Origin of the sequence: Micromonospora acroterricola (genome assembly GCF_003172955.1) — a bacterium.
Classification (GTDB): Bacteria; Actinomycetota; Actinomycetes; order Mycobacteriales; family Micromonosporaceae; genus Micromonospora; species Micromonospora acroterricola.
In genome coordinates this window covers 1-7317 of record NZ_QGKR01000369.1, presented here as the reverse complement: position 1 = coordinate 7317, position 7317 = coordinate 1, and the positions used below count along the sequence as shown (strand labels likewise).

The 7317-nt window shown below is 74.3% G+C and carries 7 protein-coding genes; 3 read left to right on the top strand and 4 right to left on the bottom strand.

The features are described 5' to 3' along the window. Both DKT68_RS32495 and DKT68_RS30810 read left to right on the top strand, forming a co-directional pair. On the top strand, nt 1-493 hold a 493-nt coding region (locus DKT68_RS32495; protein WP_146218456.1), incomplete at its 5' end, for a CHAD domain-containing protein. Continuing rightward, nucleotides 481-1359: an NUDIX hydrolase gene (locus DKT68_RS30810; RefSeq protein ID WP_109820887.1), complete on the top strand. Its 879-nt coding sequence runs from the start codon at nt 481-483 to the stop codon at nt 1357-1359. The genes DKT68_RS32495 and DKT68_RS30810, both read left to right, overlap by 13 nt. 8 nt (nt 1360-1367) lie before the next feature. Here DKT68_RS30810 and DKT68_RS30805 read toward each other — a convergent pair whose 3' ends face one another. From DKT68_RS30805 to leuC, 4 genes are all read right to left on the bottom strand, one after another. Next, nucleotides 1368-3539 (bottom strand): endonuclease/exonuclease/phosphatase family protein, encoded by a 2172-nt coding sequence (locus DKT68_RS30805; RefSeq protein ID WP_109820886.1) that lies wholly within the window; start codon nt 3537-3539, stop codon nt 1368-1370. Nucleotides 3540-3676: 137 nt separating this feature from the next. Continuing rightward, on the bottom strand, nt 3677-4360 hold the full coding sequence (locus DKT68_RS30800) for an HU family DNA-binding protein (protein ID WP_201749255.1): 684 nt from the start codon (nt 4358-4360) through the stop codon (nt 3677-3679). A gap of 172 nt (nt 4361-4532) precedes the next feature. Further along, complete coding sequence (gene leuD, locus DKT68_RS30795) at nt 4533-5120, bottom strand: 3-isopropylmalate dehydratase small subunit (protein WP_109820884.1); 588 nt, start codon at nt 5118-5120, stop codon at nt 4533-4535. Nucleotides 5121-5134: 14 nt separating this feature from the next. Further along, nucleotides 5135-6580, bottom strand: a complete 1446-nt coding sequence (gene leuC / locus DKT68_RS30790) for a 3-isopropylmalate dehydratase large subunit (protein WP_109820883.1) — start codon at nt 6578-6580, stop codon at nt 5135-5137. A 49-nt stretch (nt 6581-6629) separates the two neighbouring features. Between leuC and DKT68_RS30785 the strand changes: the two genes are divergently transcribed. Next, the gene (locus DKT68_RS30785) at nt 6630-7316 is read left to right on the top strand and encodes an IclR family transcriptional regulator (RefSeq protein WP_036374687.1); all 687 of its coding nucleotides are present in this window, start codon (nt 6630-6632) and stop codon (nt 7314-7316) included. Nucleotide 7317 lies beyond the last annotated feature (1 nt).

The window sequence follows — 7317 nt, the reverse complement described above, 5'->3', positions numbered from 1 at the left end:
CCACCCGCATCTGGTGGACGCCCTGGTGCTGGCCGCCCGCTCCCCCCGGCTCACCCGCCGGGCCGCCCAACCGGCGGCGCGGGCGCTGCCCCGGCTGGTGGCCCGCCCGTGGCGGCAGCTGACCGGGCCGGCCGGCGTCGACGACCTCGACCCACTCGCGCCAGACGACCGCTGGCACGCCGTACGCAAGGAGGGCAAGCAGGCCCGGTACGCCGTCAACGCGGTGGCCCCGGCGCTGCGCCACAAGGGCGCACGGCGGCTGTCCCGGGCGCTGGCCGGCGTGCAGGACGTGCTCGGCGAGCACCAGGACGCCGCCGTGGCCGCGGACACCTGGCTGGCCCTCGCCGCCGACCGGCCGGACGACCACGAACTGGCCGTCACCGCCGGAAGGCTCGCCGAGCGGGAACGCGAGGCGGTACACCGGATGCGGGCCCGGTTCCCGGCCGCCTGGCACCGGGCCACCCGGCCCCGACGGACCCGATGGCTGCCGTGACCGGCATCCGGGCGGCCGGCGGGGTGGCCTGGCGGCCCTCGGCGGCCGGTGTGCAGGTCTGCCTGGTGCACCGTCCGCGCTACGGGGACTGGACGCTGCCGAAGGGCAAACTGGAGCCGGGCGAGCACCCGCTGGTCGCGGCGGTCCGTGAGGTGTCCGAGGAGTCCGACGTGCGCGGCGTGCCGCAGGTGCGGCTGCCGTCGGTGCACTACCGCAGCGAGGGCCAGCCGAAGCAGGTCGACTACTGGTCGATGCTCGCGGTCGCCACCGGCGGTTTCCAGCCCGGCACCGAGGTGGACGACGTGCGCTGGCTCGGTGTGGACGACGCGATCCGGCTGGTCAGCTACCCGCACGACGTCGAGGTGCTGGCCGCGTTCGCCGCGCTGCCGCCGGTGACCGCGACGGTCGCGCTGGTCCGGCACGGGCACGCCGGCAAGCGGGCCACCTGGACCGGCCCGGACACCGGTCGGCCGTTGGACGCCGAGGGATGGGCCCAGGCGTACGCGCTCGCGAAGCTGGTCGCCCTGGTCCGGCCGGCCCGGCTCGTGTCGGCCTCGCCGCGCCGCTGCGTGCAGACCCTGGACCCGGCCGCCGCGATGCTCGACCTGCCGATCGAGATCTGCGGCGACCTGGACGAGCCGCAGCCGGGTCAGCAGCTCGACGAGCAGGTCCTCGCCACCGCCGCCCGGCTGCTGGAGCTGGCCTGCGCCGGCGGGCAGGTCGCGGTGTGCAGCCAGGGCAAGGTGCTGCCGGGCGCCCTGGAGCACCTGAGCGGCCGCGCCGACGAGGACTTCACCACGCCGAAGGGCGGTGGCTGGCTGCTCGCCTTCGCCGCCGACCGGCTGCTCGCCGCCGACCGCCTGTAGCCGCGAGGTCAGCGGGGCGGGAGGGTGAGGGTGACCGCCACGGGCAGGTGGTCGCTGGCCGTGCCGGGCGGCGCGACCGGGTCGGTGGGGTTCAGGCCGGGCGAGACGAAGACGTGGTCGATCTGCTGGCGCGGGTCGTCGGCCGGGCTGGTCGCGAGCGGTCGGGCGGCCGCCAGCGCGTCGACCAGACCGGCGGCGGTGAACTGCCCGAACGCCTCGTCACCGGGCTCCGTGTTCAGATCGCCGGCCACCACCAGCGGCCGGCCGGCCGCGTACCCGGTGGCGAAGTCGGCGACCGCGCGAGCCTGGACCACCGGGCCCCGACCAGGCGGCGGTTGCAGGTGGGTGCTGACCACGGCGGTGCGTACGCCGTCGCCGAGGTCCAGGGTGACGGCGAGGGCCTGCGCACCGGTGGGCGCACCGACAGCGGGCAGCGGCAGGGTTCGCGGATCGCGCACCGGCCACCGACTGAGCACCGCGTCCCCCCAGACGGGGTCGGCGGCCGGCCCGAAGACGTACGGCATGCCGAGCCGGTCGGACAGCAGGTCCAGGGTGTCGTGGCCGCCGTTGAGCAGCCAGCCCCGGTCCACCTCGCTGAGCAGCACCACGTCCGGCCCCTGCCGGTCGATGACGTCGGCCAGCGCGGCCAGGTCGAACCGGCCGTCCAGCCCGAAGCCCATCCGGATGTTGTACGCCACCACGGTCAGCCGGTCCGGTGGGCCGTCGCGGTTGCCGGCGACCGGCGCCTCGTCGGCCAGCAGCGGCGCCAGCAGGGCCAGCGCGGTGACCGCGGCCGTGGTGCGCAGCGGCGGCAACGGCGCCGGGACCGGGCGGCCGGCGGGACGGGCAGCGAGGGCCACGACGGCGACCAGTCCGGCGACCACCACCGGCACCGCCCCGTTGGGGTAGCCGAGGTCGTAGGCGGAGTAGTAGCCGACCGCGCCCAGCGCGAAGACGAGCATGCCGGCGGCGGCCGCGTACCCCCGGCGGCCCGCCCACCGCGCGCGGTCCCCGTCCCCGCAGTTGTCCTCGACACGGCCGGCACCCCCGTCGGCGCCGGGACGGCCGGTGCCATCGGCGGCGGCAGCGGTGTCGGCGCGGCCGGCGTCCTCGGTGTGGGCGCGGCCGGCATCGTCGGCGTGGGCGAGGCCGGCATCGTCGGTGTCGGCGCGGCCGACGTCGTCGGTGTCGGCGCGGCCGGCATCGTCGGTGTGGGCGCGGCCGGCATCGTCAGTGTGGGCGCGGCCGGCATCCTCGGTGTGGGCGCGGCCGGCGTCCTCGGCGAGGGCGAGGCAGGCGCCGAGACCGACGGCGGCGAGCAGGACGGCCGGAAGCAGCAGGTCGCCCCGGTCGAGGGTGAAGAGCAGCGCACCGGCCAGCAACGCCGCCGGCCCGAGCGCCCGGCCCCACCGCGGGAGCGGGCCGGTCAGCGCGGCCAGCAGGAATCCGGCGACCGCCACCGGCACCGGGGCCAGTCCGAACAGCGGCGAGCGGGCCACGCCGTCCCCGGCGACGAGGTACGAGGTACCGCTCAGGGCCACGGCCGGTGCGAGCGCCACCATGCCGGCCAGCAGCAGTGCCGGCCCGGCCAGCAGCCAGGCGCGAACGCCACCGGACCCGACGGGCAGCGCCGGTGCAGCCGACCCAGCCGGCGACGCCGGTGGAACCGGCCGGGCCCGCAGCGCGACGCCGAGCAGGAACAGTGCCACCGCGACCCCGCTGAGCAGCCAGGCGAGCCAGTCGCCCCGCCAGACCAGGTCGTACGTGTCGAGCACCGCGTGCACGGCCGCGTTGAACGCCAGCCCCAGGGCCAGCCCGGGCACCGGCCGGTCGGTGTCGGCGGCGACGCCGACCAGCCAGACGAGCCCGGCGAGCAGGCCCGCGGTGGCCAACCAGAGCTGCGTACGCCCGCCCGGAGCGGTCGTCAACGCGAGCCGGGCGGCGGCCAGCGCCACGGCGCCGGCGACGGTGACCGGGCGGGCGCCCACCCGCCGGACCAGGGCCGGCGCGGCCAGCGCGAGCACGAACCAGCCGAGGGCGAACGCGCCCATCAACTCGGCCGGGGTGGACGCGGCCTGGCCGAAGATGGTGATGATGCCGGGCAGCCACACCCGCAGCACGTCGATCAGCAGAATGACGCCCAGCGCGAGCGATCCGGTGGTGAGCTGGCGATAGCGCACCGGCGCCCTCTTCCCGTCGGCGGGCCGGCGGAGGGGCCGGCACGGCGATTCTGCGCGTGCCGGCCGGCCCGGTCAACGGCCCGACGTACGCCGAAAGGGCGCCCACCCACGGGTGGACGCCCTTTCGTGCAGGTCGGTCAGCGCTTGCTGGCCGACTTCTTGGCCGGAGCCTTCTTGGCCGACGTCTTCTTCGCCGCCGTGCTCTTGCTCGCGGCCGTGGTGCTCTTGCTGGCCGCCGCGGTGGTCTTCTTCGCCGTGGTGGACCTGGTCGCCGCGGCGCTCTTCTTCGCCGGGGCGGTCTTCTTGCTGGCGGCCGTCTTGGTCGCCGTGGTGCTCTTGCCCGCCTTCGCCGGGGCGGTCTTCTTGCTGGCGGCCGTCTTGGTCGCCGTGGCGGTCTTGCTCGCCTTGGCCGGGGCGGTCTTCTTGCTGGCCGCCTTGGCCGTGGTGGCCTTGGCGCCCGCCGCCTTGGTGCCGGCTGCCTTGGTGCCGGCCGCCTTGGCCGTGGTGGTGGCGGTCTTCTTAGCCGCCGCCGTGGCCTTCGGCACCTTGCCGCTGGCCACCATCTCCTTGAACCCGGCGCCGGGGCGGAAGGTCGGGACAGACGTCTTCTTGACCTTCACCGCCTCGCCGGTACGCGGGTTCCGCGCTGTTCGTGCGCCACGCACACGCTTTTCGAAGGCTCCGAATCCGGTGATCGCCACCTTCTCGCCCTTGGTGACCGCCGCCTGGACCTCGGTGAGGACCGCGTCGAGCGCGGCCGTCGCCGTTTTCCGGTCCCCCAGGCGAACGGCGAGCGCCTCGATGAGCTCGGCCTTGTTCACGACTTCCTCCCGATTGTGCAACTGACTCGACGCGAGCCATTCTGCGCGCACGGTATGCCCTGTGCTGCCGGGACACAAACATTCGGTGGAAAAAAGCCCTTGTGTCGTAACGGATTCGCCCCCACCGGTCGGACCGGTGGGGGCGGAATCCGCTGTGCGATGGGGCGTACGGCTATGCCACGGAGGGCAGGAACGGCAATCGGCCGGCCTCGTAGGCGTCGATGTCGGCGGCGTGCCGGAGGGTGAGTCCAATGTCGTCCAGGCCCTCCAGCAACCGCCACCTGCTGAAGTCGTCCAGCGGGAACGACCAGCTGGCGTCGCCGGCCCGGAGCTGCCGGGCGGTCAGGTCGACTGTCACCGGGGTACGCGGATCCGCCTCGATCAGATCCCACAATTCTTCGACGGCTTTCAATTCCAACTCGACCGGCAGCAGGCCCTCCTTGAGTGCGTTGCCCCGGAAGATGTCGCCGAAGCGCGGGGCCACCACTGCGCGGAAACCCCAGTCCCGCAGGGCCCAGACGGCATGCTCCCGAGAGGAGCCGGTGCCGAACTCCGGGCCGGCGACGAGGATCGACGCGCCGGAATAGGTTTCATCGTTGAGCACGAATGCCGGATCTTCGCGCCAGGCGCTGAACAGCCCGTCGGCGAAACCCGTCCGGGTCACCCGCTTGAGGTACACGGCCGGGATGATCTGGTCGGTGTCCACGTTGGATCGCCGCAGCGGCACGGCGGTGCCGGTGTGGGTGGTGAACTTGTCCATCGGTCGGGTCCCTTCTACAGGTCGGCGGGGGCGGCCAGCCGACCGACCACGGCAGTGGCGGCGGCGACCGGCGGGGAGACCAGGTGGGTGCGCCCGCCCCGGCCCTGACGGCCCTCGAAGTTGCGGTTGGAGGTGGAGGCGGAGCGCTCGCCCGGCTTCAACGTGTCGGGGTTCATCCCCAGGCACATCGAACAGCCGGCGAACCGCCACTCGGCGCCGGCGTCGGCGAAGACCTTGTCCAACCCCTCGGCCTCGGCGGCCTCCCGCACGGCGGCGGAGCCGGGCACCACGAGCATCCGGACGCCGTCGGCGACCCTGTGGCCGCGCAGGACGTCGGCGGCGGCCCGCAGGTCCTCCAGCCGGCCGTTGGTGCAGGAGCCCACGAAGACCACGTCGATGGGCAGCTCGCGTAGCGGGGTGCCGGGGCGCAGGTCCATGTACTCCAGCGCGCGGCGAGCCGCGGTGCGCTCCGAGTCGGTGGTGAACTCCTCCGGATCCGGCACGGGCGCGCTCAGCGGCGCGCCCTGCCCGGGGTTGGTGCCCCAGGTGACGAAGGGGGTGATCCCGCTGGCGTCCAGGGTCACCTCGGCGTCGAAGCGCGCGCCCTCGTCGGTGGGCAGCGTCCGCCACCACTCCAGCGCCGCGTCCCAGTCCGCGTCCTGGGGCGCGTTGGGCCGACCCTTGAGGTACGCGAAGGTGGTCTCGTCCGGCGCGATCATGCCGGCCTTGGCGCCCCACTCGATGGACATGTTGGCGATGGTCATCCGCCCCTCCATGGAGAGGGCACGGATCGCCTCGCCGCGGTACTCGACGATGTGCCCGCGACCGCCGCCGGTGCCGACCTGGGCGATGAGCGCAAGCACCAGGTCCTTGGCGGTGACGCCGGGGGCGAGCCGGCCGGTGACGTTCACGGCCATGGTCTTCGGCCGGCTCTGCGGCAGCGTCTGGGTGGCCAGCACGTGCTCGACCTCGCTGGTGCCGATGCCGAAGGCGAGCGCGCCGAACGCGCCGTGGGTGGCGGTGTGGGAGTCGCCGCAGACGATCGTCATGCCCGGCTGGGTGAGCCCGAGCTGCGGGCCGATCACGTGCACGATGCCCTGGTTGTCGTCGCCGAGGGGGTGCAGCCGCACGCCGAACTCGGCGCAGTTGCGGCGCAGCGTCTCGATCTGCGTGCGCGACGTGGGGTCCGCGATGGTGAGCAGGTCACCACGGCGGGACCGGAATGCCGGATCGGCGTACCCGGTCGGGGTGTTGTGGTCCTCGGTCGCGAGCGTCAGGTCGGTACGGCGCACCCGACGCCCGGCGAGCCGCAGCCCGTCGAACGCCTGCGGGCTGGTCACCTCGTGCAGCAGGTGCAGGTCGATGAAGAGCAGGTCCGGCTCACCAGCGGCGGACCGTACGACGTGCGCGTCCCAGACCTTCTCGGCCAGGGTCCTCGGCTCAGGAGTGACTCCCACCATCTGGACATCCTAAATTCTGGGAGGTAAGTTTCGGCTTGTGGGACACAGTATGAGCGGTGTCGGCGTTCTCGACAAGGCGGTGGTCATCCTGGCCGCCTGCGTCGACGGCGCCAGCCTGGCCGAACTCGTTGAGCGCACGAAGCTGCCCCGGGCCACCGCGCACCGGCTGGCCCAGGCACTGGAGATACACCGGATGCTGGTGCGGGACACCCAGGGCAGGTGGCGTCCCGGCCCCCGCCTGGGCGAGCTGGCCAACGCCGCACCGGACGTTCTGCTGACCGCCGCCGAGCCGCTGCTGGCCGCCCTGCGCGACGCCACCGGTGAGAGCGCCCAGCTCTACCTGCGCCGCGCCGACGAACGCATCTGCGTGGCGGCGGCGGAACGCGCCAGCGGTCTGCGGGACACCGTTCCGGTCGGCTCGGTGCTGCCGATGACCGCCGGTTCCGCGGCCCAGATCCTGCTCGCCTGGGAGCCACCGGAGGCGGTGATGCCGCTCCTGCCGCGCAGCAAGTTCACCGGCCGCACCCTCGCCGAGGTACGGCGCCGCGGCTGGGCGCAGAGTGTCGCGGAGCGGGAGGCCGGTGTGGCGAGCGTCTCCGCCCCGATCCGGGACCGCACCGGCCGGGTGATCGCCGCCGTCAGCATCTCCGGCCCGATCGAACGCCTCGGCCGCCGCCCGGGCGAACGCCACGCCATGGCCGTCGTCAGAGCCGGCCAACGCCTCTCCGGCCTCTAAC

Coding starts and splice junctions, on each gene's coding strand:
- DKT68_RS30810 (WP_109820887.1), top strand. CDS start 481: ATGGCTGCCGTGACCGGCATCCGGGCGGCCGGCGGGGTGGCCTGGCGG.
- leuD (WP_109820884.1), bottom strand. CDS start 5,120: ATGGACAAGTTCACCACCCACACCGGCACCGCCGTGCCGCTGCGGCGA.
- leuC (WP_109820883.1), bottom strand. CDS start 6,580: ATGGTGGGAGTCACTCCTGAGCCGAGGACCCTGGCCGAGAAGGTCTGG.
- DKT68_RS30785 (WP_036374687.1), top strand. CDS start 6,630: ATGAGCGGTGTCGGCGTTCTCGACAAGGCGGTGGTCATCCTGGCCGCC.